General features: G+C 42.0%; 2 protein-coding genes. One reads left to right on the plus strand and one right to left on the minus strand.

The window, feature by feature from the left end; genetic code table 11:
- The first annotated feature begins 162 nt into the window (after positions 1-162).
- On the plus strand, positions 163-975 hold the full coding sequence (locus A3762_RS18170) for an ABC transporter substrate-binding protein (RefSeq protein ID WP_068756987.1): 813 nt from the start codon (positions 163-165) through the stop codon (positions 973-975).
- On the opposite strand, the gene A3762_RS18175 is transcribed toward A3762_RS18170, so the two are convergent.
- The gene (locus tag A3762_RS18175) at positions 965-1,327 is read right to left on the minus strand and encodes a histidine triad nucleotide-binding protein (protein ID WP_068475666.1); all 363 of its coding nucleotides are present in this window, start codon (positions 1,325-1,327) and stop codon (positions 965-967) included. The two genes, A3762_RS18170 and A3762_RS18175, sit on opposite strands and share 11 nt — an antisense overlap.
- Positions 1,328-1,341: the final 14 nt, after the last annotated feature.

Here is a 1,341-nt window from a genome sequence, read left to right on the forward strand (position 1 = left end):
TCAGGGCTGGTTATCCATTCAAACATTATTCATTACTCAAAATGTCTCGTTGATCAGAAACTCATAGGTGTTAAAAGTAGTACAAAATTTTGCCGTGTAACTTTTGCGATGTAACTACAAAACAAGCGCTATGTTTTATTCTTTCTTTTTAGATCCTTACTCATGAAACGCTTCATTCTTTTACTGATTGGTCTTTATTCAACACTGACTTTCGCAGATCGTCAGGAAATAACGCTTGTGTTTGAGGTAAAAGAAAACCCGCCGTACTACTTAGGCAATGGCCCAGAAATTAATTGGGACAAGCCCGGAATCACCTTATCACTGCTCAAAGACATTGAAGCTGACTTACCCGTGAAATTCACGTTTGAACGCGTACCTTGGGCACGGGCATTGCAAATGGTGAAGGACGGCGAAGCGGATGGCGTGTTCCACTCCAGCTATAAAAAAGAACGTGAAGCTTTTGGTAAATATCTAACCTCAGAGGGGAGCCCTGACCCCACGAAACAAATCATGAGTCAGTCTTATGTCATCTATAAACGCAAAGATAAGACTCTATCGTGGAACGGAGATAGATTTTCAGACAATACCATTAAGATCGGTGCCGTGATTGGTTATGCCGTCATTGACGACTTAAAAGCTTTAGGTCTAGATGTGGTTGAAGTCACGACGCAATCAAGCGGGCTAGAAATGCTTTATCGAGGTCGAATCGATGCTTGGATAGATATTGAAACAATGAGTGACACACGAATCTCAAAATCACCGCATATTGAGGCTATGATAGAAAAGCTAAATAAGCCCTTCATGCAGCGCCCATATTACCTAATGTTTTCGCATCAATTTTACGATGCACATTCGGCGCTTGCTCTGGATATTTGGGATGCGATTGAAGCACAGCATTCAGCTAAGGCATCCCTTCAACTCAGCAAAAACACCAACTCATCAAACTATGAGAAGGTCGGTATGACTAGACCTTAAGCGTATCGGTGTATGGTGGCCAACCTAAAGGCTTACCAGCAAGAATATGCAGATGAATATGGTACACAGACTGACCGCCATACTCATTACAATTCATCACTGCACGATAACCTTGTTCCGCAAATCCTTGCTCTTGAGCGATGTGTTTTGCAACCCAATACAAATGCCCAAGCAATTCTTTATCGCCCTCTTCGATATCGTTAATGGTCGCAATGGGTTTCTTAGGAATGACCAGAAAATGAACGGGCGCCTGCGCCATAATGTCTTTGAAGGCAATGCTGATATCGTCTTCGTACAAGATTTCAGCGGGAATTTCTTTATTAATGATCTTTGTAAATATCGTCTCTGACATTTGAGTTGTCCTTA

Source organism: Oleiphilus sp. HI0125 (genome assembly GCF_001635355.1).

Excerpts from the sequence above, each read along its gene's own strand:
- A3762_RS18170 (WP_068756987.1), top strand. The coding sequence starts at position 163 with ATGAAACGCTTCATTCTTTTACTGATTGGTCTTTATTCAACACTGACT.
- A3762_RS18175 (WP_068475666.1), bottom strand. The coding sequence starts at position 1,327 with ATGTCAGAGACGATATTTACAAAGATCATTAATAAAGAAATTCCCGCT.